The organism is Deinococcus cellulosilyticus NBRC 106333 = KACC 11606 (assembly GCF_007990775.1).
GTDB classification, from domain to species: Bacteria; Deinococcota; Deinococci; order Deinococcales; family Deinococcaceae; genus Deinococcus_C; species Deinococcus_C cellulosilyticus.
This window is the reverse complement of sequence record NZ_BJXB01000016.1, coordinates 14,148-35,731: the sequence shown is the minus strand read 5'-3', so window position 1 is coordinate 35,731 and position 21,584 is coordinate 14,148. Positions and strand designations below refer to the sequence as shown.

Sequence of the window (21,584 nt, the reverse complement as noted above, 5' to 3'; positions counted from 1 at the left end):
GTGCTGTTGATTGCTTCACTGAGACGGGTTTTTCCCTGATCTTCAAGGAAAGATAAATCTTTACACCTTCTTTATAGAGACCATGGATGCTCTATAGAAAAAGCCCTGTGAGCTCAATCCAGATCACAGGGCTTATCAACAGAAAGATTTATTCTTTGCGGGGCACTTCGGGATTTTCCACGAATTCGGTGGGATCGAGTTCATCCAGACCGATTTTCTTTTCGTAATCCTGAATCTTGACGTGCAGGCGCTTCACATCCCCTTCGATGGCCCCGTAGTCGAAGGTGTCCCAGATGATGGTGGTGCGGGCCTGTTCCCCTTCGAAGTCAGGCACCTCGCGGGTTTTCTTGATGCCATCTTCCAGTTTTTTGCGGCTCTCGATGCCCAGATTGCGGAATGCCACCTGCATCACATCTCTTGAGAAATCTCTGGGGCCGTAAATCCCTGCTTTGTAAACCGTTTCAAAGAAGTGATCCCAGTCGGGCACCAGTTGCTGGGCGGGCATGCTGAATTGCCCAATCACGTTCTTGATGGCTTCCAGGGTCTTCTGGGGGTAGTAGTACAGGTAAAGCCGGACCCCTTCCAGGAAGAAGTTGTAGTGTGCGGCCTCATCAATGGCGATGGTCTGGGCCACCTGGGCGAGCACCGGGTCCTGAACGCCCTGCAGGTGAGGTTTTTCGCTTTTCCCCTGGGCGATTTTCATCAGGTTGAGGTAATTCAGCTGGGTGGCCCGTTCCTGAAACACCGTGTACACCAGGTTGTGAATGGCATCGGGGAAAGGCAGTTCCCATTGTTTGCTTTTCAGGCGTTCCTTGTATTCCCGAATCCACTCGGGGGTGCGCTGCCTGGAGAACAGCACAGCATTTTCCCAGGCGTCTGCGTGTTTCTCTTCTTCGCTGCCCCAGCGCATCTGGAAGTGGCTGCGTCCGTGGGAAGCGCGGACCAGGTTGAGGAGTTCACTGGTGTAATCGGGGGCGTACTGCTCGACGGCAAAGAAGCCCTGCACCACGGTGATGACCTCTTCAGGGAGGTCGGTGCGGAGTTTTCGCCAGTCGAAGCTGAGGTCAGCGTTCCAGTTGCGGGTTTCCTGACTGCGGGCGGTGTACCAGCGGTACAGTCCGGTGAAGGCCCGTTCGATCAGGGTGTCTTTTTCGCGGTTGGACAGCAGTCCTGCGGGGGTGCGGGGGACATTGGAAAGCATGTTGGGTGGAACAATTGAAGCCATGATTCTCCGTTCGTGCAGAAACCTCTGCAGATTTAGGTGACAGTTCTGAGGTCGATCACATGAAAACTGGGACAACACCATCTCAGAGAGGGCGCTGTGTTGCGGTGTGGTTCAGTTCAACCCTTTCCGAATCCCGGGCTGACAAACAAACCGTTTCCCTTCCAAGATTGTTCTCATTATAGGTGAAAAGGCCTACCTCGGCGTTCGAGTTCCATGAGTTCCCACTTAAATCCCAGATGAAATTCATTGAGCTCTTCTATAAAATGTTGACCTGGACCACAAATTTCAGAAGAGACTCAGGAAGTCCTGAAGCTTCTCCTCTTGTGTAGACCGCTGGTGTGGCAGAGCAGACCAACCGATAAGATGGGTTTGTCGTTCCAGTAAACAAAGCCCTCATGCAGAGCCACAAGCGCAAGGAGAACACATGAACTGGGGAATCCTCGGAGCCGCCAACATCGCCCAGAAAGCCCTCATTCCTGCCATTCGTGAAGCAGGCAGCACCGTTTATGCCGTGGCAGCCCGAAATCCAGAACGGGCCAGGGATTATGCAGAGCGCAATCAGATTCCGCATGCCCTGACCTACGACGAACTGCTGGGGCACCCGGACATCGACATCATCTACAACCCATTGCCCAACTCTGAGCATCTGCCCCTCACCCTCAGGGCACTGGAACAGGGAAAACACGTCCTGTGCGAAAAACCCCTGACCCTGAATGCCAGTGAGGTGCGCACCATGATGGAGGCCGAGAAAGCCTCAGGCAAGGTGGTGATGGAGGCCTTCTTCTACCGCTTCCACCCCCAGATCCAGCGTCTGCTGGAGATCGTGCAATCAGGCACGCTGGGAGACCTGCAGATCCTGCGTTCTGCCTTCACCTTTCACCTGGGAAACCCTGACGACATCCGCTGGGACCCGAAGCTGGGAGGAGGGGCATTTTACGATGTGGGCTGTTATTGCGTGGACATCATGCGTCTGGTGGCAGGAAAACTTCCAGAATCCATTGATGCCGTGGCCCAGTTCACTGCCAGTGGCGTGGACCACACCACCAGTGCCCTGCTGAATTTTGGCTCCTTTGTGGGCCACGCGGATGCCTCTTTTAACGTTCCATTCGAACAGTCCTTCACCCTGATCGGGACCCAGGGCACCGTGCACCTGAACGCCCCGTTTGTCACCGCAGGCCAGAACCCCACCCTGACCCTGAATGGTGCCCCGGAGACCTTTGAAGAGGTCAATGGCTATGCCGAGATGGTGCGCCATTTTGAACGTGCCGTCCGGGGAGAGGAAGGGGTGCGCTATCCCCTGGGCAAGGATTCACTGGAACAGGCCACCTTGCTGGATGAGGTGCTCCGGAAGGTGGGTTTCCCGAAAGTGTGATTCCTCAGGCCTGTGAGAGCCACGTTTCGAGGTTCAGCATCAGCTGTTTCTTGGGTGTCTCCTGGCTCTCCTGCCAGTGCCGATCAAAAGCCTCCTGACCCATCTGGGTTTGCAGGTGTTGCTGGGCCCCTTTCAGCATGAAAGCATCCACGGGTGTGGGCATGATCTCAAAATCATCCTGCACCCTGCGCAGGGCTGAGAGGAGATGGGTGGCCTGCACGGGATCTTTTTCAGACAGGGCCAGATGGACTGCAGGAATCAGAAGTTCCAGCCACCTGGCAGGGTCATCGAAGGACCGCACAACTTTGCAGGTGGCAAGCAGAAGCTGTCTGGCCTCTGCCTTTTGATTCTTTTTCAGCAGGAGCAGGACGAGGATGCACGGGATTCGGGTCAGCCGGAAACCTGAAGTGTTGCAGGTGTCAATGGCCTCCCGCAGATCCATTTCTGCTGCTTCCAGTTGTCCCAGATGGAGCCTGGCCTCCCCGGACCAGCCCAGGGCAAGGGCGTACACAAAACCACTGGTGTCTTTCTTTTCCCGCTGCTCATCAATCCAGGGGCCTGTCAGGTCGAGCACCTGATCGAATTTGGTCTGCCGCACCAGCACATCGGCCAGATGGATGGTGGCAATGCTCTCTCCCCATTCCTGCTTCAGTTGCCGGAACAGCTGGATGCACAGGGTGAAACTCTCCTCGGCGGCGCCCAGTTGACCGATGACCTGCTGGCAGCGGCCCAGATGGTCCGTCACCCAGGCATATTCCTCCAGGTCTCCGATTTCCTGCATGATCTGGCGGCTTTCCTCGAAATGCTCCATGGCCTGCGCGTAGTCCCCCGCATTGGTGCACACTTCACCTGTTCCCTGTAGGGCCAGACCGATGCCCCGACGGTCAGCCACCTCCCGGAAGCCCTGCAAAGCCGCGTGAAACAGCCGCCGGGTTTCACTGTGGTCTGCCTGATCGTTCGCAAGCCACCCGGCTGCAACCTGAAGTCTGGACTGCAAGACGATCCTCTGCCTGCGCTCCTCAGGATTGCGGGTCATCAACAGGGCCATCTGGGCTTTCTGCAGCACCTGTGCAATCCGTTCCCTGCCCTCCTGATGGTGGGTTTTGAACTGCCAGAACTTCCAGATGCCACTGCACAGCTGCATGGCCCACAGGGTCTCCCCGTGCCGCAGCATCCAGTCGAGGGCTGCCCGGAGGTTGCCCTGGTTCAACTGCAGCACTTCGAGCCACTGGGCCTGTCCATCTCCCACCAGATAGGTTTCTGCCTGCTCTCCCAGACTCAGGAAATGCAGGGCATGGGCACGCCTGACCTCTGCAACATCGGGCTGGCTGTTCAGTTTCTCCAGCGCATACTCCCGGATCGTCTGCAACATGACGAAACGTTTCTGTGCCCGCTGGAACTGGATCAGGCTCTTGGAGGCCAGTTTCATCAGGGCCGATTGCAAAGAAAGCCCACGGCCAGCAAATCTGGACCCAAAACCTGAACAGACCGCCTGGGCTGCCTCGAAGGACCAGCCGCCCACAAAGACAGCCAGACGGTCAAACACCCAGCGTTCCGCTTCACTGAGCAAATGATAGCTCCAGTCGATGGTGTTGCGCAGGGTTTTCTGCCGCTCAGCAAGGTTGCGGGGACCCTCGGTGAGCAGGGAGAGGCGGTTCGCCTGCAGGTCTTCGGCAAGTTCCTCAGGGGAGAAGAGGTCCACGGAAGCCGCAGCCAGCTCAAGGGCCAGAGGCAGGCCGTCCAGCTGCAGACAGATTTTCTGGATGGCCTTCAGGTGTCCAGGGGTCAGCTCCAGGGAGGGCAGCACCGCCCTTGCCCGATCAATGAACAGGCTCAGGGCACTGTACTGGTACGCCTCTTCTTCCGTGATGGTTTCCCGTTCATCTGGAATCCCCAGTGGAGGCACCACAAACACCTGCTCGCAGGAGAGGTTCAGTTTCTCCCGACTGGTGATCAGCATCTGCACCCCGGGAGCTGCAGCCAGCACCTCATCCAGCACAGGGGCTGCGTCCACCACCTGCTCAAAGTTGTCCAGCACCAGCAAGGCAGACATTTTCTTCACGTGGTCTTTGAGGTCTTCCAGCAGGGGCCGCCTGCCCTCCTTGACGCCCAGCACCCGGGCAATGCTGGAGGCCACCAGTTCCGGGCTCTGCAGGGTGTCCAGAGCAACAAACCACACCCCATCTGGATACTGGTCCTGACGCAGTTCAGCCACCTCGATGCTCAGGCGGGTCTTCCCGATGCCACCCGGGCCGACCAGGGTGACCAGACGGCGGTGCTCCAGCAGGCTGCTCACTTCCAGCCATTCTTTTTCGCGCCCGAAGAAATGTGTGGCGGGAACGGGCAGGGTGGAACTCAGGGCATGCTCCTGGGTTTCCAGCAGCACCGTGTGGTTGCGGTAGGCAGCGTCCAGCAGCCAGTCGGTCCCACGTCTCTGCAGCATGTTCTGATCGATCAGGGTCTGAATCACCTGACGGACCCGTGCAGGCAGACCCTGAGAAGCAAAATGAATCCAGTCGATGAGGTCCGCAGGGGCTTCCCAGCTCAGCACCTCCCGCAGCCACACCTGCACGGCATGCCTGGACAGGGGGGTCAGCACCACCTGCATTTCATTGCGTTGAGGTGCAGGAAAAACAGGAGGGGTCTCCTGCAAGCCCTGGCTGTAGACCACCGCCACAGGAAGCCCGTCCGCCTCCTGCAACAGACGTCCCAGAAGCGCGCGACTGGCCCAGTCCAGCAGCGTCATGTTGTCCACCACCACGGCCAGGCCACTGTGGTTCCGGGCCTGCTGCCAGAGCAGGCGACCCAGCCCTTTGCCTCCCGGTTGCACGGGACCCTCCAGTCCTTCAAGCTGCTGAAAAACCCCATAAGGGCGGTGCTGCAGAGGACGCGAGGGGGCAAGCCGAACCGTGAAGAAATTGCGGGTCTGAAAGTCCTGCTCCAGCCGGTTCAGAAAGAAGGTCCGGCCCGATCCAGCCTCTCCAGCCACCCGAAAAACCCCGCCTCCGAGGTCCTGAACCTTCTGCACAAAGGCATGAAACCGGGTCAGTTGATGGTCCCGTTCAAGCGGTCTGGCCTGGGCGTCAAAATGCAGGTCAGGTTTGCTGGAGGCACTGCTGCTCACAAACTGGTCCCTGCCCTGGCGTTTCGCAATGTAATTGCGTTCATCGGCCACCTGCAGGAGTTCACGGCTCCCCGAGGCGTCCTCCGGAAAGACCGCCAGCCCCAGGCTGATGGAGATCTTCAGGGGGGGCTGTCCTTCGAGAACCTGAGAACGCACCTGCTGAACAATCCGCTGGCACACGATCTCTGCCTGGGTCCGGCCTGTGGAGGGCAACACCAGCACGAACTCATCTCCGCCATACCGGAAAAGCACATCCGAATTGCGCAAGGAGGCCTGCACCACTTTCACCAGATGGATCAGCACCTCATCGCCCCTCTGGTGTCCGTAGGCATCATTGACACTCTTGAAGTGATCGATGTCAAACAGACAGACCGTGAGTTGGCCCTGTTCTCGCTGTGCTCTGGACAGCTCTTCATTCAGGCGTGCCTCCAGCAACCCGCGCGAATACGCACCGGTGAGCGGGTCACGGATCAGATGATCTTCCGGTTTCAGGTGACCGTTGGAGGAATGGTTCATCTCAGGCTCCTCTGTAAATTCAGGATGAGGGCAGTTTACCTGCCCTTGCCTGTCAGCTTTCTTTTTTTGAGGAGGCTGCTTTTGAATGTTTCTGACAGAAAGCCAGGCCTACAGTGACCCTCAACCAAAAAAGACCTCCCAGCCAGAATGGAGCTGGGAGGTTTAGGGGCGACTGGCGTTTAGAAAATAAAATCTTCGTTCTGCAGGGCTTCCACTCGGGTGGTCTTGATGTAGCCGTTCCCCTTGGTGGAGAAAAAATCATGGTTTCGGGTTTCGGTCCTCAGGCCTGTGAGCACCATCGGGTTGATGTCCTCTTCGGAAACATCAAAGTGCACCTCCTGCCCGAGGTTCATCAGGGCCTTGTCTGCGTTGTACCTGGAGAACTGCAAGACCTGTTCGGTGAGCCCAAGCCCGGTGTAAAGTTCGCTGGTGTACCGGGTTTCCAGGGTGTGGAGGGCCTCCAGAATGCCGAGGGTCTCCTGCTGCACCTCACGCTGGACCTGCGCAGGCAGGCGCTCAAAAACCTGCTGGGCCAGCAACCCCACATAAACGCCGTGCACGGATTCGTCCCGCACAATCAGGTTGATGATCTCGCCACTGTTCACCAGTTTGCCCTGCCCTGCGAGGTACAGTGGGTAAAAGAATCCAGAATAAAACAGGAAAGATTCCAGAAAGACACTGGTGGTCATGGCCAGGTACAGGGTGCGGTCATCCCGGATGCTGCTGTACCTGTCATGCACAAATTCAATTTTGCTCTGCAGAAAACGGTTCTTTTCCACCCACCTGAAAATCTCGTCGATGCGTTCGGTGGTGCACAGGGTGGAATAGATGCTGCTGTAACTCTTGGCATGCATGTGTTCCATCGCCCCCATGAAGCCCAGAACCGCTTTGCTCTGCGGGTTCGGAACTGCCTGTGAGATCAGAGGCATGCCGTGGCTTCCCTGCTCGGTGTCCAGCAAGGTCAGGCCCCCCAGCACATGTTCATAGGTGCGCTGTTCTTCCCGGTTCAGGGTCATCCAGACCAGTTTGTCATCTGCCAGGGGGATTTCCTCGTCCACCCAGAACTGGCGCACATTCTGGTCCCAGAAGAGTTTGCTGTAGGGGTCTTCGGCCTTGTTCCAGTTCACAGCCTGAAAGGCAGTCTGACTCAGATGGCGCATGAGATGCACTCCTCCACACTCAGGTTCTTGGTCCGGGTGTAATACAGGCTTTTCAGCCCTTTGTGGTGGGCATAAAGGTACAGTCGGGCCAGATCCCGGGTGCTGGTTTCACTGGTGACATACAGAATGGTGCTGATGCCCTGGTCCACATGCTGCTGGACTTCGGCCACCAGATCGATCACCCGCATCATGTCCATGTGGTAGGCCGATTTGTAATAGAAGAAGGTCTCAGGAGAAAGAAATGGCATCGGGTAATAGGTCACGGCATTGCCATACGTCCGGGCCTCGATGTGGTCCACAATCGGCATCACCGAAGATGTGGAATTCTGGATGTAACTGATGCTCTGTGTAGGGGCAATGGCCATGCGGTAGGCGTGATACAGGCCGTGCTGCTGTACCTCCTCCCTGAGTTTTCTCCAGTCTTCAGGAGAGGGGAGAGGAAGTCCTTCAAAAAGCCCTCTGACCTTTTCGGTTCGGGGCTCGAAAGAGGTCTCCTCGTATTTTTCAAAGTAGGTGCCGCTCGCATAATCTGACTGTTCAAAATTCAGGAATTTCTGCCCGGTGGCCCTGGCAATCTGCATGCTGCGCTCAATGGAGTAGAAATTCACGGCCATGAAAAAAGACCGGACAAAATCCCTGGCCTCCTCACTTTCATACCGGATGTGGTTTTTGGCCAGGTACCCATGCAGGTTCATTGCCCCGAGCCCCACCGCATGAAAATCATCATTGGCCCTGCGCACCCCAGGGGCATTGGCAATGCTGGACATGTCAGAGACTGCAGTAAGGGCGTCCATGCCTGTATGCACGCTGTCCTGCAATTTTCCGGACTCCATCACATTGACAATGTTCAGGGACCCCAGGTTGCAGCAGATGTCATGTCCGATCTGGTCCTGTTCCCCATAATCCCCGATGCTGGACGTGGTCTGCAGCTGGAAAATCTCGGTGCACAGGTTGGACATCTTGATCTGCCCGATGCTTTTCAATGGGTTCATGCGGTTGGCTGCGGAACGGAAGATCAGGTAAGGGTAGCCTGACTCGAACTGGGTGGTGGCAATGCGGGTCAGCATGGCCCTGGCATTCAGGGGCTTTTTCACCACCTCTGGATGGGCCACCAGTTCTTCGTACATCTGGTCGATGTCCAGATCATCAAGGTGCTGCCCAAAAGCCCTGCGCACGGAGAGGGGCGCAAACACATAAAAGTCTTCGTTTCTGGCAGCAATCTCGAAAAATTTGTCTGGCACAATCAGGCCCAGTGAGAGGGTCTGGATGCGGCTTTTCTCGTCGGCGTTGATCTTCTTGGTGTCCAGAAATTCTTCCACATCCCAGTGAAAGATGTTGAGGTACACCGCCCCTGCCCCTTTGCGTTGACCCATCTGGTCCGCATAATTGAAGGAGTCTTCCAGCAGTTTCATCACCGGAACGACCCCCTTGGCAGCAAGTGCGACCTCCTTGATGGCTTCTCCTCTGGACCGCAGTTTGGAGAGGTTCAGGGCCACCCCTCCACCGATCTTGGAGAGTTGCATTGCGGTGTTGATGTTGTACCCGATGGCGTTCAGGCTGTCATCCACTTCAAGCAGGAAGCACGACACCAGCTCACCCCGTCTGGCGCGGCCTGCATTCAGAAATGTGGGGGTGGCCGGCTGGTAGCGCTGCTCCATCATTGCGCAGACGAATGCACGGGCGCGGGGTACATTGCCCTGGGCCAGATGCAGGGCCACTGCAACCACCCGGTCCTCGTAACGCTCCAGATAGCGTTTCCTGTCGTTGGTCTTCAGGGCGTAATCCTTGTAGAACTTGGAAATCGCCATGAAGGACCGGAACTCAAAACGGTGGCTGTACGCCAGATTGTGAATTTCCAGAACGTCCTCTTCCTGATAGAGGGCAAAAAAATCCTCGTAATACTGTTCCTGAATCAGCCAGTGCATGCGGGCCAGAGGATCGGCAAAGGTCTTCAGTCGGTCCTGCACTTCCGCTTCAAATGCCTGCACGGCCTCCAGGTCCTTCTCGATCTGAAAGAACCCCTCTTTTTTCTGCATGATCTGGCTGTTGAGCTCCAGATAACCTGTTGAAACTTCGTTCAAGACCCTTCACTCCTTCTTTGCTGCGTTGATCAGTCAAATAAAAGGATTCGAATGAATCCTTTTATTTCAAAATCGTCCCCGTAAGCTGGGAACCTCTTATTTCTCTGTAAAGTGCTCTAAAGTGCACCACATCTGTGGGCCTTCCAGACAATTCAAATCGGTACACCACGGGAACCCCCAGCCGTTCAGAGAGCACATCTGCAGATCGGGCAAAACGCGTTCCCCAGTTGCGGTTCCCACTGGCAGCAACCCCCCGAATCCACAGGGCATTGTGCAGAACAAACTGCTCCACTTCTGGTGGCACCTGCCCAAATCCAGTGGTGTAAGTGAGCAAGATGCAGGGCTCATCCACCTGCTCCTCACCTGTGAGAATCCTCAGGGACCGGATTTCCCCGAGTTTCTGGACGAAACGCTGTGTGTTTCCTGTTTTGGAGGCATAAACCAGCAACATGTGAACTCCAGATGCATGAATGACCCACCCCTCCTGGATTCAGGCATCAGGTGGAAAAACGAAAACACTGGCAGCCAGACTGCCAGCAGCTATTGAGGTTGGGATTGCAGCACAAAGACCATGTCGCTCTTTTCTGGAAGCGATGGGTTGAATTCACGCTTCAGACCAACGGTCTTCAGGCGTGCCCATGACGCGAGGCGCACATCTGGCTGGCATTCGGACTTCCCAGAACCTTTTGCAGGAACAGGTCACCGCTGCGCGTCAGTCCCGGACTGGTGTGGCATGCACACTTCACCGGCGTTCCCCAGCCACATACAAAAATCAACTTCTTGTATGCCGTGCCCGATCAGGCACCAGACATGAACATCATACCGATTCCAGCAGGGAGGTCAAGCCCCTCAGCAGCGGCAGGCCCAGGCCCACAGATCCGGACCCCTCTGGTCAGGAAGCAGTCCATGAGATAGCTCTCGTGACTGGGCCGATAAGGGATACACCGGACCCCTGCAGTACCGATGGCCCTCAGCAACCTTCATCAAAATGTGGCATCATGCCAGCATGCTCAGGTGGTCCAGCACCCTACAGCTTCTGGCAGCACTGCTGTTTCTGATGCAGGTCCCTCTGCACCAGAAACACGAACTGCTGATGGCTGTGTCCCCAGACCACCACATGGCCTGCAATCCCCTTGAGGTGCAATCTGAGCCTGCGGTGCATCAACATGGGTCCCATGACCATCAGGGTGGGGCATCAAACCACAATGGGCACCAGACGGCTGAGTCAGCAACGGAATCCAACGCTGGCTCCACATCGATCCCTGCAGGAAAACACCAGAACCACGACTGCTCCTGTTGCATGCCAATGGTCTCTGAAGTGCCGGGTGGATTTGTGTTGCCTGTGCCCATCCGGGGAGGGTTCCAGATGTCCAGACTGGTTCCAGATCAGTATCTGGCAGATCTGTTGCGGGCCACAGCGCGCGGACCCCCTGTTCACCTGTCCTCCTGAATTCTGATTTGTATCGTCCACCTGTTGTGTCGCGCAGCCACAGGGCTGTGGGCAGGTGCATCCTGATGCCCTCTTTCATCTTCAGACGCTCATCTTCAAAGGACAGGTCAACATGTTGAAAAAAATCGTTTCTGTCAGCCTTGCGCTGCTGCTTTCTGTTGCATTCGCCCACGCCACCGTCAAAACCGAATCCGGAGCCACCGAGAGCCTCGCCGGAAAATCCGAAACCTACCGTCTGCAGGTTCCCGTAGAGAAAGACAGCGCCACCACCCAGATCCGCATGCTCATTCCCGATGGGGTCAAAATCACCCGCTTTCTGCAGCTTCCAGGCTGGACCCGCACGATGGAAAAAGATGCCAATGGTCGGGTCACGTCAGTGACCTGGACCGGGAATCTGGAACCCATGGAATTTGCCCGGTTCTTCTTCAGTGCCACCAATCCTGCAGGCACGGGAACCCTGAGCTGGAAGGTCTACCAGACCTACGCAGATGGCACCACCGTGGCCTGGGATGATTCCTCTGCAGACACCCCTGCCAGCAAGACCACCCTGAAGTAAATGCGGGCTTTCATGACCACCCGAACCTCTGCAAGAACCGTCTCCTGCTGGGCACTGCTGCTGGGCCTCCCTCTGATTTCAGAGGGGGTCCTGAGGGCGCTTTACACCCAGAACTCCCACACTTTCGAGCAGAGGCAGAGTGAGGTGTACGGGTGGTTCGCTGTGGCCTGTCTGCTGCTGGTGCTGGTCGCCCGACCCCTGAAACTGCTCAGGCAGCGCAGGATGCTGGGGGTTTCTGCTTTTGTCTTCTCAGCGATTCACACCTGGCTTGCTTATCAGGCGGTCTTTGATGGGGACTGGGAGAGCATGGCATTTCTCAGCAAACCGGACTGGTGGGCCACCTGGGCCGGGATTGTGGCCCTGATCGGCTTTGTTCCCCTCACCCTCACCTCAACAAACACCGCCATGCGCCTGATGGGCAAACACTGGAAGACCCTGCACCGCCTGGGTCCACCCCTCACACTGATGGCCCTTGCTCACACCCTCTGGATGGGCGTGCACTTTGGTCTGGACCCCCTGAAATGGACCTCCGTTCTGCTGATCCTGTTGACCGTTGTCCTCTTCGTCTGGCGTACCAGAAAGGAAAAAACCGCATGAAAAAATGGCTTCTCCTGCTGCTTCTGGGCTTCACTCCGGTGCTGGCCCATGACATTGAGAAAGATGGAAACGTGGGTGCCCTGATCCACATCGAACCCGACGATGCTCCCGTGGTGGGAAGCAACGTCACGTGGTTTGAAGTGAACCAGAAAGGGGGCATACCCATCACCCTGAAAAACTGCCTCTGCACCCTCAAGGTTTATGCGGGGGCCTACAAGGAAGGGGCCAAAGCCCAGAGCAATCCGAAACTCCTGACCGACAAAAACCACCTGAAAGCCACCATCAAGTTCCCAGCCAGTGGAGCCTACACCCTGGTTCTGTCTGGTAAACCCCAGGCTGGAGCAGAGTTCAATGCCTTCACCCTCCAGTGGGTGGTGCGGGCAGAGGGCACAGGTGGCTCGGAAGATGGCCACGACCACAGCCACTGAAGCGTGGGTGGTTCGCCAACATGGAAGGAGAAGCCAGGACGCGAGCCCTGGCTTCTTTTCCACGGGGTGTTGAACCCTCAGTGACCGTGTTCCATGCCTGGCATGTCCTCCAGATCGGGCAGTGGCTCAGCATTGAGTTTCTCCAGCATGGATTTCATGCCCTCGATTTCGCTGGTCTGTGCCTGCACCACACGCTGGGCCATGTTTTTCACCACATCCGTTCGGGCACTTTTCAGGGCATCTTCGGCCATCATCACACCGCCCTGATGGTGGCGGATCATCAGCTGCAGAAAGCTGGTTTTGGCCTCATTCAGGGGCAGGGAGCTCAGGGCCGCGACCTGTTCTGGCGTGGCCATGCCCATCGCCTGCATGTCCATCGGACTGGGATTGGTGGCGGGCTTGTTCCAAAGGGAGAGCCAGCCCAGCATCTGTCCATTCTGGTTGCTCTGGCTGGTGATGATGTCATAAGACAGGTACTTCATGAATTCATCCTGCTGGGAGAGTTTTTGCTCTGCCAGCAGCCTCACATAGATGCGGTTGGCCATGTCCACCGCCTGAGAATGGTGGGTCATCATGTCCTGGGCGAACACCACATCTGCGGCAGTGGGCTGGGACTGCTGTGCTTTCAGGAGGTACCCTCCAGCCCCTCCAGCAAGCAGGGTCAACACGGCAAACAATGTGGCTTGAGTGGTCTTCAAAATCGAATCCTCCGTTTACAGCACTTTTCCTCCATATTCTGCTGCGCTCAGGTGAGTTTCAGATAAGGAAGCGGGGAGGCCCGCTATGATGAGGCATGGAACTCTTCGACCGATGCCTGCCTCACCTCAACGAACCCCACCGGGCATACCACAACCTGACCCACATCCAGGAGATGCTGGCCCTGATGAAAGAGGCGCGCATCACCGAACATGAAATTGAATTCGCCATCTGGGGCCACGATCTGGTCTATGACCCGAAGCGCAACGACAACGAGGAGAAAAGCGCAGAACTCTTCACCTCCTGGATGCGAGAACTTGAGTACCCCAGCAACATCATCCACCAGGTGGAACGTCTGATTCTGGTCACCAAGCACGGCGATGAACCCCAGTACCCCATTGAGGCCCACATGCTGGACCTCGACCTCAGCATCTTCGGGCAGCCCAGGGAGCGCTTTCTGGAGTACAACGATCAGATCAGGCAGGAGTACAGTTACGTCCCCAAACTGGTTTACGCCGTGAAACGCAAGCAGGTGCTGCTCAGTTTCTACAGCCGCAAACGCATCTACATCACCGATTATTTCTTTGACCGCTTTGAGAAGCAGGCCAGAGACAACCTCTGGTATGCCATCACCCGGTTGTTCTGAGAAGGCAACAGTGGACAGTTCACAGCGCCCAGTGCGACGCGGGCCGTCCCGCAAGCACGTGGTCAGGGCAAGACAGTTCACAGCGAGCCCGGATGACACATGGAAACTCGCTGTGAACTGCACACCTTCAATTCATGCCCTGTGATCAGGGGTTCAAATGCATCACTGTTTTGCTTTCCAGTTCACCAGAAGCTGGTAAAGCGCCTGGGGTTCGTTCATGGGTTCTGCTCTTCCCATCTGGTCTTTGGAAGAAAGTCCATGGCAAGAGGAGCACACCCGGATCTCACCGGGTTGGAAGGTGAGCCAGTACCTTTCCCGGACCACGCCCTGCTTGTTGGGATCGGTCAGTTGCCAGGTGGTGGCCCGATTCACAGGAAAGAAGGCCGCCACAGAGCCATCTTTTGCCACCTGAATGAAATTGCTTCCACCATTGGCCGTCAGGGCTGATGCGTCATGCAATTCCTGGGCCAGAACGCGCCGTCCGGGTTTCGGGCTTGCCATGCCTCCAAGGCCGCGAATCTGGTCGGCCTGAAACAGTTGCAGGAAGCTCACGTCGTACACTTTGCCTGAGGCTGTGGCACTTTGCACGCCCCCTGGAACCCTGAGGTTGAAGGGTTGCTGTTTGTCCAGTCGGTCGCGGGTGGTGACATTGCGCACCACTGCCAGGGCCAGGTTGTTGGCTTTCAGGTACGCCTGGAAGGCAGCAACATCGACCCCTGCTTTGCTGAAGACATTCTTCTCCGGGGCAGGAAGCTTTGCCTGCAATTTCGTGGGACGTGGGCGGCTTTTGACCTCCACAGGCTGCAGTTCCCAGAGCGGACCGGAGTAACTGATTTTCCTGTCCGGGTCCCAGTAGGTGATGCTCTCCTGAATTCCCGAGGTCAAAGGCTGGTCTGACACGAAGTACCCACTGGTGTTTTTCTTGAGGGTCTTCAGGCGAAAATCGTACTTGCTGTTTCCGCTGTTGGCTTCTGCATAGGTGTAACTGGTGTGTGCAGCAATCAGGGTGCCGTCCTGCAGCACCAGAGGGTCACGGTAGTGGCCCGAATGGTTGCTTGATGGGGTTTTGCCCTGTTCAGTATAACTGGCTGTGTCCCTGTGGGTCAGGTAAGTCACGCTGATGCTGTCGGCAGCCTTGCCAGGAGGGGCACAGAGGCTGAGCACCTGCCCGGAAGCGTGCGTGGAAAACTCAGGTGCATCGATGCCCACATAGCAGCCTGGATGTGTGGGGTCCTCTTTGATCTGGAAGAAGCTTTCCAGCCGGTTCTGGTTCACCCTGCTGTACTGACCGTAGTACTCGATGACGCTGTCATCGTCATTGAAACTGCGCCCGATGTAACCATGCAGTTCATGGCGTCCCAGGTGGTTCAGCACCTCACCCTCGGTTCCATCCTCATGAATGGACCACGGGAAGAACTGGTTGAAGGTGTGACGGTCAAGGTTGGTTCCTTTTGCCTCCTCTTCAGCACGGGGTTCGGGGAAAACCTCCTTGCGTGTGGTTTTGCCTGCATTTGCAGCTTCACTGGTGTAATTGAACGTGCCATAATCTGCACTGTCGTAAGTGTCCGCATCGGCTTGCTGGTCCCGTTGCAGGTGGTCCCACTGGGTGAACACCACCCGACCAAAGCTGTCGATGATCGGGGTGAAGTTTCCACTTGGGGCATGGTTGAGCAGCTTCAGGTTTCCGTTTGAGGGGTCCAGTGACCACAGTCCCGTGACCGTTGGAGCCTCTTCGTATTCGTCGAGTTGTGGGTAGAGGTGGGCCTCCCCACTTCTGGGGCGGTCTGTGGTGAAGATGATTCTGTCATCGGTGCCATAAATGGGGGAGACGTTGTTGTAATTTGCAGGCTGGTTCGGAACCCTGGTGATTTTGGGGGTTTCGTTCTTGCCCAGTCCGGTGATCTCGTAGATCTGCCAGAAGTGGGTCTTCACCTCGTACTGTTTGGTGACCGACCCGACCACCATGCTGAACAGGGCCTTTTTGCCCTCCCAGTGCACACTGGGATCACGCACGGCAATGGAACTGGCCCCCTGAAAACCCTCCATGCCATATCCAGCAGCTTTGGTGAGGTTTTTCAGGGTACCGTCAGGGTACCTGATCCACAGGTCTCCACCTCTTGTCGCGCTCTGCACATCTGCCAGATGGTTCCCAAATGTCGAGCCAATGGTGGTGAAATCAGGCCGGACAGGAACCTGTGTGATGAAGAGAATCGGATGGCCAGCAGACGTTGGAGGCGGCGGTGGATTTGGAGGGGTGACAGGGGGCTGACCTGTTGAGGTGCTCTGGCAGGACCAGAGCAGCAGACTGAGCATCCACAAGTAGCGTCGTTTCATCGGACCACCTCACACTGTGATCCCTCAGCATACACTCAGAAATGTTTCAGCTGGTGTGACAGCAAGCACCCCGGTCAAGAGGTGCCTGAGAACGGTGAAGCCTGGGGTTTATCGGCGTTTTCGGGCACGAACAAGCTGGCGCACACGGTCTGCCGTGACGTGTGCAAACAGGGCATCATTGATCTTGAAATATGGGGCGTCTTCACTGCTCTCCCCGCATTTTCTCAGCAGAAGTTCAAAGTCGCCATCTGCAGTGACCATGCCAGGGCCAATGCGCAGTTCTTCATAAATCACTTCGAGAATGGCTTCCCGAGTGTCAGGGTCCAGGTGATCGGTGCACAGTTCGAGTCGAATCATAGCGGTAGGCCCTTTAAAGCCTTAAACAGCTTAGCAGATTCCCTTCGATGCCGGGACAGCTTCAGCCACTTTTCTGAGTCAGAACTGAACATCACCAGGGCATGTGGAAGAAGCAATCAGCCATCGGCTTTCAGCAAAGGATTTTTGATGCTCTGGCAGCAAGGCCAACAGAAAGTTTGAGGTGGTCTCGAGGGCAGGACAGCCTTTTTTGGCTTTGATGTGAGCAAACCCGTTTTTGTGCGGACAGCGGATGGCTTTCTGCGTCGACATCGGCTGTGGAGTGCTCTTCTCCCCATCCTGCGGGAAATCCCCAGGTCAGACCTGCACCTGACCGTGGAGTGTTAAAATGAACTCGTTTCAAAAATTCAACATGGGAGGCCAGAGATGAAGTTAGATCCCAGCAAGACGGCCCTTGTCCTCATCGAATTTCAGAACGATTTCACCACCCCCGGCGGAGCGTTGCATGGGGCTGTGCAAGGCGTCATGGAGTCCTCGCACATGCTCGACAACACCCGAGCCCTGGTTCAGCAGGCCCGGGAACAGGGGGTTACGATCATTCACGCTCCCATTTCTTTCGCCCCTGGTTACGGAGAACTGAACCCTCAGCCTTACGGCATCCTCAAAGGGGTCGTGGACAACAATGCCTTCGTGAAGGGCACCTGGGGAGCAGAGATCATTGACGATCTGAAACCCCAGCAGGGTGACATTGTGATCGAAGGAAAACGCGGTCTGTGCGCCTTTTCCAGCACCAACCTCGATTTCATCCTGCGCTCCAGAGGCCTGCAGAATGTGGCTCTGGCAGGCTTCCTGACCAACTGCTGTGTGGAAAGCACCATGCGTACTGCCTATGAAAAAGGCTTCAACGTGCTGACCCTGACCGACTGCGTGGCCGCCACCAGTGAAGAGGAACAGCGGGTGGCCATTGAAAAAGACTACCCCATGTTCTCCCACCCGGTCACCTCTCAGGACCTGCTGGGTGCGCTGGAAGGCCAGCAACTGGTGGATGCCAGCAGAGGGTACTGAAGTTCTAAAACACGAAGAGCCCAGGATGTCCTGGGCTCTTGTTTGTTGTTTGAATATTACTTGGCAACTTCCAGATAGACCCTGTTGCTTCCTGTCCTTCTGTAACTGGCAGATGCCGTCACATTCTGGCCAGAAACCCCTATGGTCTGTGCAGCGCTGACATCTCCAAGCTCGCAACTGAGTTCAGTGCTGTCCGTATTGGGTTTGCATGGGCTGCTGGCATCCAGCGCTTTGAGGCTCTGGCCCTGCAACACCACAATCACCCCGAGGGCAGGTTTGCTGCCCGGATTGAATTGCACCCCACCCTGCACAAAAGCGATGGTGGCGTCATCCCCGAAGGTGTTGTCAATCACGTCTGTGGTGGCCTGTTGCGCTGGTGCACATGCCACCATCACCGCAGCCACAAAGCCGAGCAGTGCCCTTTTCATAGGTTGTGCCCCTTGAGCAGGCCAGCTTCTGAAAGCGCACTCTGGATCTTCTCCTGAATCTGGATGCGCTCTTCATCGGTGAGGATCTCTTTGCTCTGTGCCGTGTTGGCAATGATCTGCAGCACCTGCTGGAACGAGCCTCCCTGTTTGAGGCCCATCAGGCTGACCACCATATTTATGATTTCTTCAGCAGCTCCCATAAGTCACCATTTCAGCAGTGTAATCGAAAAGGATTTGCATCCGGCGGCTTCCAGGCAGGCATCTCCAGACAGGTCCAGCTGTTTCTGGGCCACATCAAGCGAGAGCTTGATGTCCCACCTGGCAAAATGGTAATTCCCTGAGAGGTCAAGTGCAGGATGAAGCACGGACAGCTCGCCTCCTGCCACCTGCATCCCGAAGGCATGCAAACTGGCATCAATGGTCAGGGTGTCGAGGTCCAGGGTGTACTGGATCTGCAGCGGACCGAACAGACTGAAGCTGCCCGAGTGAATGCTCAGGTTCTCCGTGGGTGGAGTGGCTGAAGTCACAGGAGAGGCACTGCTGGGGATGTGGGGCAGGGTGTCGGTGGTGGTCGTGGTGATGGCCATCGTTCCTCCTCAGAAGACACAACAGAACCCGGGGCAGATCGGTAGAACTGTCCTTTCTCGCTGATGTGTGGTCTAAACGCAGTATTCAGACAAACCCAGCAGCAGAGTATAGGGGAGAACCCTTATTGCAGGATCTGGAGGTCAATTCCTCTGTCTGAAGCGGTTCAGGGCCAGGATAAACGCGCGTTAACAATTCTGAAGTTCAGCTGAAAGATTCTGGTGAGAGCAGATCCATATACTGAATATCGTTCAGCCTAAAGGAGGCCCCCGTGAAAACCCCCTTCCTTATCGGCGCTGCTTTTTCCCTTCTTCTTGCCCTGAGTGCCTGTGGTTCCACCAGCGTTCCAAGCGTTACTGCTCAGCCCACCACCCCCAACACCAGTGATGCCTTCAACATCACCCTGGTGTTTCCCAATGGTTCACTCACAACAGTCCAGAAAGCCGCCTTTCAAGAGGCCGCCAGTCGCTGGTCCCAGGTGATCACTGCCGGACTTCCCGATGTCACCATGAACGGGCAGACCATTGATGACCTGAGGATCACTGCAACTGCAATCACCATTGACGGAGCAGGCAAAATTCTGGGACGTGCAGGTCCCGAATTTCTTCGCAATGGCAGCAACCTTCCCATCACCGGCATCATGGAGTTCGACGCTGCCGACCTGAAAATGATGGAACAGAACGGCACCCTCAAAGGGGTCATCCTGCACGAGATGGGCCATGTGCTCGGCATTGGGACCCTCTGGAACAGCATGATCTCCCACAACGGAGGCAGCGACTGCCTGAAGGCCAGCCTGGTTTCCTTTGGAGGCCTGAAAGCAAAATCCCAGTACCTGCTTCTGGGTAAAACCGGGAATGTTCCTGTGGAAAACCAGTACAGTGCAGGCACCAAATGCGGCCACTGGAGTGAAGCCCTCTTCAAGAACGAACTGATGACCGGGTTTGTGAACATGGGAGCCATGCCCCTCAGCAAGGTCACGGTGGGTGCCCTCGAAGACCTGGGTTACCGGGTCAACTACAATGCCGCAGACGCATACGCTCTCCCTCTGGTGTCCAGTCAGGGCATCGACGAGCATGGTCATGAGCTGATCGAACTTCCCACTGTTCCCCAGGTGTACAGAGGCAACTGATCTTCAAAAATCTCCAGCCCCGGTTTGCCGGGGTTTCTTTTTTGTGTCCAGCAATCGCAGCATTTCACACCTCCGGTGGTCACAGACTCTGATTACACTGTTTTCAGACCATGAACTGCCCAAGTTGCAATGAACCCATCACCGACGACATGCGCGTCTGCCCGAGTTGTGGCATGCCCCTGCAATCCCAGTTGAAAGTGGGAACCCGCCTGCAACTGGGCAAATACACTGTGGGCAGGGTGCTTGGACAGGGAGGCTTTGGCATCACCTACCTGGGGGCCAACACCATCCTCAAGATGCCTGTGGCCATCAAGGAACTTTTCATGGAAGGCATGGCCCGGGGCAACACTGGAAAAGTGCTTGCACCTGCCCACACTGAATTTGCCGATGAAAAACTGCGCTTCCTGGATGAAGCCCGAAAGCTCGGTCAATTCTCGCACCCCAACATCGTGCGGGTCTTTGATGTGTTTGAGGAAAACAACACCGTCTATCTGGTGATGGAATACCTGCAGGGAGAAACCCTGGGCAAGCGCATCGAGACCAGAGGTTCCCTCTCTTCCCGGGAGGTTCTGGACATTCTCTATCCCTTGCTGGATGCCCTCAAAGTGCTCCACGACCAGAACATGCTGCACCGGGACATCAAACCCCAGAACGTCTACCTGACCACCAGTGGCCGCACCGTGCTGATCGATTTCGGCTCGGTGCGAACCTTCACCGCAGGCAAAGCAAGCAACCACACCCGTCTGGTCACCGTCGGATATGCCCCACTGGAGCAGTATGCCACCTCCGCCAAAGTGGGACCCTACACCGACCTGTATGCACTGGGTGCCACCATCTTCCACGCCCTGACTGGGGCCCCGCCTCCTGCAGTTCTTGACCGAATCAATGGGATGCCGCTGCCCCCCCTTCCTGCAGGCACAGATCCCTTGCTGGCTCAGGTGGTCCACAAGACCCTGGCCCTGCAGATCGAGGACCGCCCACAGAGCATTGCCCAGATGCGGGAATGGTTGCAGATGCCCTCCAGACCTCAACCTGCTGCAGTGGGCAATCCCGCTTCAAAGAACACTCCAGAAGTTCCCCTGCGGCCTACTGCCCCTCCTGCAGATGAACGCCTGCTTTCCCGTTCTGGTCGGCGTTACGCCTTGATTTCAAAGCCCCTCAAAGCGCCCCTGTATGCCAGAGAGCAGGGTTTTCACTACGATTACGACACCGAATCTGTGGTGGAGGTTGAAGATGGCATCCTCAGGCTGGCCTTCAAATCCAGGGGCTTTGATCAGGACAGCGTGTCCATCCGCTGGATTCGCAACGATGGAGAGCGCACCCATGACATCGAAATGTTCGATCTTCCGCTGGAAGTTGATCTGGACCACATTCCCCAGCAGTACTCAGCACTTGAATACCAGCTTTACCATGGCAGGGATGCCAGGGTTGTGGGGTACGTGGACCTCATTGATGCAGCGTATAAAGATGCATCCGTACATGACCACCGGCTCAGGTCACAGCGGGCTTTCCTGAACAACAAACCCACCTACAAAAAGATCCCTGTGGTGCACATCGAGAAGTACGCCAGTGGTGCATTCATGGATGTCCGGTTCAGGGACACCACCGCCCGGAATGGAGACCACCTGATTTTTGACGCTGCAGGAGCCAGAGGAGATGTCAAAATCACTTATGGAGACTGGAATGAATATTTTCCATTGCCCTTTGCCCTGGACCTGACCAGTCTTGCTGGAGAACTGGAATACACCATCCGGGTGGACACACCTCTGGCACTGGGCAACGAGTTTCAGGGGAAGGTGTTCTTTTTTTACGACTGAAAAAATCCTCCCCTGCGTGACAGGGGAGGAAAGCGAAGCATTAACAAGCAAGAGCGAGGT

Annotated in this window: 20 protein-coding genes; 9 read left to right on the top strand and 11 right to left on the bottom strand. The window is 56.3% G+C overall.

From position 1 onward, the window contains the following. Positions 1-148 precede the first annotated feature (148 nt). Positions 149-1,225 carry an acyl-ACP desaturase gene (locus DC3_RS17195; RefSeq protein ID WP_146886464.1) on the bottom strand — a complete coding sequence of 359 codons (1,077 nt, stop codon included), beginning with the start codon at positions 1,223-1,225 and terminating at the stop codon, positions 149-151. Between the two features lie 424 nt (positions 1,226-1,649). On the opposite strand from DC3_RS17195, the gene DC3_RS17190 reads away from it, so the two are divergent. Next, positions 1,650-2,597 (top strand): Gfo/Idh/MocA family protein, encoded by a 948-nt coding sequence (locus DC3_RS17190; RefSeq protein ID WP_146886462.1) that lies wholly within the window; start codon positions 1,650-1,652, stop codon positions 2,595-2,597. Positions 2,598-2,601: 4 nt separating this feature from the next. Here DC3_RS17190 and DC3_RS17185 read toward each other — a convergent pair whose 3' ends face one another. The 4 genes from DC3_RS17185 to nrdI all read right to left on the bottom strand — a co-directional run bounded on the left by DC3_RS17185 (position 2,602) and on the right by nrdI (position 9,929). Further along, on the bottom strand, positions 2,602-6,237 hold the full coding sequence (locus DC3_RS17185; protein ID WP_146886460.1) for a diguanylate cyclase: 3,636 nt from the start codon (positions 6,235-6,237) through the stop codon (positions 2,602-2,604). Positions 6,238-6,416: 179 nt separating this feature from the next. Further along, positions 6,417-7,397, bottom strand: a complete 981-nt coding sequence (gene nrdF / locus DC3_RS17180) for a class 1b ribonucleoside-diphosphate reductase subunit beta (protein WP_146886458.1) — start codon at positions 7,395-7,397, stop codon at positions 6,417-6,419. Beyond that, positions 7,385-9,478, bottom strand: a complete 2,094-nt coding sequence (nrdE, locus tag DC3_RS17175) for a class 1b ribonucleoside-diphosphate reductase subunit alpha (protein ID WP_146886456.1) — start codon at positions 9,476-9,478, stop codon at positions 7,385-7,387. The genes nrdF and nrdE overlap by 13 nt, the downstream gene beginning before the upstream one ends. Positions 9,479-9,539: 61 nt before the next feature. Continuing rightward, complete coding sequence (gene nrdI / locus DC3_RS17170) at positions 9,540-9,929, bottom strand: class Ib ribonucleoside-diphosphate reductase assembly flavoprotein NrdI (protein WP_146886454.1); 390 nt, start codon at positions 9,927-9,929, stop codon at positions 9,540-9,542. A 555-nt stretch (positions 9,930-10,484) separates the two neighbouring features. On the opposite strand from nrdI, the gene DC3_RS17165 reads away from it, so the two are divergent. From DC3_RS17165 to DC3_RS17150, 4 genes are all read left to right on the top strand, one after another. After that, complete coding sequence (locus DC3_RS17165; RefSeq protein ID WP_146886453.1) at positions 10,485-10,928, top strand: hypothetical protein; 444 nt, start codon at positions 10,485-10,487, stop codon at positions 10,926-10,928. 112 nt (positions 10,929-11,040) lie between these two features. Further along, positions 11,041-11,484 carry a DUF1775 domain-containing protein gene (locus DC3_RS17160; protein ID WP_146886451.1) on the top strand — a complete coding sequence of 148 codons (444 nt, stop codon included), beginning with the start codon at positions 11,041-11,043 and terminating at the stop codon, positions 11,482-11,484. Positions 11,485-11,496: 12 nt separating this feature from the next. Beyond that, complete coding sequence (locus tag DC3_RS17155; RefSeq protein WP_186816095.1) at positions 11,497-12,081, top strand: ferric reductase-like transmembrane domain-containing protein; 585 nt, start codon at positions 11,497-11,499, stop codon at positions 12,079-12,081. After that, complete coding sequence (locus DC3_RS17150) at positions 12,078-12,509, top strand: hypothetical protein (protein ID WP_146886447.1); 432 nt, start codon at positions 12,078-12,080, stop codon at positions 12,507-12,509. Before DC3_RS17155 ends, DC3_RS17150 begins: the two co-directional genes overlap by 4 nt. A gap of 77 nt (positions 12,510-12,586) precedes the next feature. Here the strand turns inward: DC3_RS17150 and DC3_RS17145 are convergent, their stop codons facing one another. Then, positions 12,587-13,207, bottom strand: a complete 621-nt coding sequence (locus DC3_RS17145) for a DUF305 domain-containing protein (protein ID WP_146886445.1) — start codon at positions 13,205-13,207, stop codon at positions 12,587-12,589. A 95-nt stretch (positions 13,208-13,302) separates the two neighbouring features. On the opposite strand from DC3_RS17145, the gene DC3_RS17140 reads away from it, so the two are divergent. Beyond that, positions 13,303-13,851: an HD domain-containing protein gene (locus tag DC3_RS17140; protein ID WP_146886444.1), complete on the top strand. Its 549-nt coding sequence runs from the start codon at positions 13,303-13,305 to the stop codon at positions 13,849-13,851. Positions 13,852-14,013: 162 nt separating this feature from the next. Here the strand turns inward: DC3_RS17140 and DC3_RS17135 are convergent, their stop codons facing one another. Together DC3_RS17135 and DC3_RS17130 are read right to left on the bottom strand one after the other, a co-directional pair. After that, positions 14,014-16,185 (bottom strand): HzsA-related protein, encoded by a 2,172-nt coding sequence (locus DC3_RS17135; RefSeq protein WP_146886442.1) that lies wholly within the window; start codon positions 16,183-16,185, stop codon positions 14,014-14,016. Between the two features lie 108 nt (positions 16,186-16,293). Next, positions 16,294-16,542, bottom strand: a complete 249-nt coding sequence (locus tag DC3_RS17130; protein WP_146886441.1) for an NAD(P)H-dependent oxidoreductase subunit E — start codon at positions 16,540-16,542, stop codon at positions 16,294-16,296. A 384-nt stretch (positions 16,543-16,926) separates the two neighbouring features. Between DC3_RS17130 and DC3_RS17125 the strand changes: the two genes are divergently transcribed. Further along, positions 16,927-17,565 carry a cysteine hydrolase family protein gene (locus tag DC3_RS17125; protein ID WP_146886439.1) on the top strand — a complete coding sequence of 213 codons (639 nt, stop codon included), beginning with the start codon at positions 16,927-16,929 and terminating at the stop codon, positions 17,563-17,565. Between the two features lie 56 nt (positions 17,566-17,621). On the opposite strand, the gene DC3_RS17120 is transcribed toward DC3_RS17125, so the two are convergent. From DC3_RS17120 to DC3_RS17110, 3 genes are read right to left on the bottom strand one after another with little or no spacing between them, the layout of a single operon-like run. Next, complete coding sequence (locus DC3_RS17120) at positions 17,622-17,993, bottom strand: hypothetical protein (RefSeq protein WP_146886437.1); 372 nt, start codon at positions 17,991-17,993, stop codon at positions 17,622-17,624. Next, positions 17,990-18,193 carry a hypothetical protein gene (locus tag DC3_RS17115; RefSeq protein WP_146886435.1) on the bottom strand — a complete coding sequence of 68 codons (204 nt, stop codon included), beginning with the start codon at positions 18,191-18,193 and terminating at the stop codon, positions 17,990-17,992. Before DC3_RS17115 ends, DC3_RS17120 begins: the two co-directional genes overlap by 4 nt. Before the next feature lie 3 nt (positions 18,194-18,196). Then, the gene (locus DC3_RS17110; RefSeq protein WP_146886433.1) at positions 18,197-18,580 is read right to left on the bottom strand and encodes a hypothetical protein; all 384 of its coding nucleotides are present in this window, start codon (positions 18,578-18,580) and stop codon (positions 18,197-18,199) included. A 269-nt stretch (positions 18,581-18,849) separates the two neighbouring features. Between DC3_RS17110 and DC3_RS17105 the strand changes: the two genes are divergently transcribed. Together DC3_RS17105 and DC3_RS17100 are read left to right on the top strand one after the other, a co-directional pair. After that, positions 18,850-19,707 (top strand): leishmanolysin-related zinc metalloendopeptidase, encoded by an 858-nt coding sequence (locus DC3_RS17105; protein WP_146886431.1) that lies wholly within the window; start codon positions 18,850-18,852, stop codon positions 19,705-19,707. Between the two features lie 110 nt (positions 19,708-19,817). Then, positions 19,818-21,524: a protein kinase domain-containing protein gene (locus DC3_RS17100; protein WP_146886429.1), complete on the top strand. Its 1,707-nt coding sequence runs from the start codon at positions 19,818-19,820 to the stop codon at positions 21,522-21,524. Positions 21,525-21,584 lie beyond the last annotated feature (60 nt).

Bases quoted from the DNA above. Each gene is read 5' to 3' on its own strand.
- DC3_RS17190 (WP_146886462.1), top strand. From the start codon at position 1,650: ATGAACTGGGGAATCCTCGGAGCCGCCAACATCGCCCAGAAAGCCCTC.
- DC3_RS17195 (WP_146886464.1), bottom strand. From the start codon at position 1,225: ATGGCTTCAATTGTTCCACCCAACATGCTTTCCAATGTCCCCCGCACC.
- DC3_RS17100 (WP_146886429.1), top strand. From the start codon at position 19,818: ATGAACTGCCCAAGTTGCAATGAACCCATCACCGACGACATGCGCGTC.
- DC3_RS17130 (WP_146886441.1), bottom strand. From the start codon at position 16,542: ATGATTCGACTCGAACTGTGCACCGATCACCTGGACCCTGACACTCGG.
- DC3_RS17115 (WP_146886435.1), bottom strand. From the start codon at position 18,193: ATGGGAGCTGCTGAAGAAATCATAAATATGGTGGTCAGCCTGATGGGC.
- DC3_RS17160 (WP_146886451.1), top strand. From the start codon at position 11,041: ATGTTGAAAAAAATCGTTTCTGTCAGCCTTGCGCTGCTGCTTTCTGTT.
- nrdF (WP_146886458.1), bottom strand. From the start codon at position 7,397: ATGCGCCATCTGAGTCAGACTGCCTTTCAGGCTGTGAACTGGAACAAG.
- DC3_RS17155 (WP_186816095.1), top strand. From the start codon at position 11,497: ATGACCACCCGAACCTCTGCAAGAACCGTCTCCTGCTGGGCACTGCTG.
- DC3_RS17125 (WP_146886439.1), top strand. From the start codon at position 16,927: ATGAAGTTAGATCCCAGCAAGACGGCCCTTGTCCTCATCGAATTTCAG.
- DC3_RS17140 (WP_146886444.1), top strand. From the start codon at position 13,303: ATGGAACTCTTCGACCGATGCCTGCCTCACCTCAACGAACCCCACCGG.
- DC3_RS17120 (WP_146886437.1), bottom strand. From the start codon at position 17,993: ATGAAAAGGGCACTGCTCGGCTTTGTGGCTGCGGTGATGGTGGCATGT.
- DC3_RS17150 (WP_146886447.1), top strand. From the start codon at position 12,078: ATGAAAAAATGGCTTCTCCTGCTGCTTCTGGGCTTCACTCCGGTGCTG.
- DC3_RS17110 (WP_146886433.1), bottom strand. From the start codon at position 18,580: ATGGCCATCACCACGACCACCACCGACACCCTGCCCCACATCCCCAGC.
- nrdI (WP_146886454.1), bottom strand. From the start codon at position 9,929: ATGTTGCTGGTTTATGCCTCCAAAACAGGAAACACACAGCGTTTCGTC.
- DC3_RS17185 (WP_146886460.1), bottom strand. From the start codon at position 6,237: ATGAACCATTCCTCCAACGGTCACCTGAAACCGGAAGATCATCTGATC.
- DC3_RS17165 (WP_146886453.1), top strand. From the start codon at position 10,485: ATGCTCAGGTGGTCCAGCACCCTACAGCTTCTGGCAGCACTGCTGTTT.
- DC3_RS17135 (WP_146886442.1), bottom strand. From the start codon at position 16,185: ATGAAACGACGCTACTTGTGGATGCTCAGTCTGCTGCTCTGGTCCTGC.